The sequence below is a fragment of the Leifsonia sp. YAF41 genome, assembly GCF_052113185.1.
Taxonomy (GTDB): domain Bacteria; phylum Actinomycetota; class Actinomycetes; order Actinomycetales; family Microbacteriaceae; genus Cryobacterium.
On the sequence record NZ_JBFRCS010000030.1, the window covers coordinates 1 to 381 of the forward strand.

General features: G+C 46.5%; 1 protein-coding gene. It reads right to left on the reverse strand.

Features of this window, described 5'->3' with window-relative positions; genetic code table 11:
- On the reverse strand, nt 1–381 hold a 381-nt coding region (locus tag AB4Y63_RS19165; RefSeq protein WP_441792662.1), incomplete at both ends, for a hypothetical protein.

Sequence of the window (381 nt, forward strand, 5' to 3'; positions counted from 1 at the left end):
GGTTTGCGGGGTCTGCGAAAACCCACGTATAGTCATCTCTTGTCACCCCAAAGGTTCGGTCAGCGGCAAGCTGAGCGGCCTCAAGCGGGGCCAATCCCAAACAAAACACAAACGGACTTGTTCGTTTCATTCTTTGTTTGATGAGTTTGTTTGTTTCTTCGGAAATGGATGAACGAAATTGTTTCAATCGAGTTGCCCCAGAGCGAAAGCCGTTTTCGGCCTGAAGTTGGGTGCGTCCGATCCTTGAGAACTCAACAGCGTGCACAATGTCAAATGCCAAAAACCTCGTACCGGTTCTGCCGGTAGGAGATTCCTTTGGAAAACATTTATAACAACAAAGCAAGTCAGTAATGATTTGTTCTGTCAGTTTCAAACTTGTGT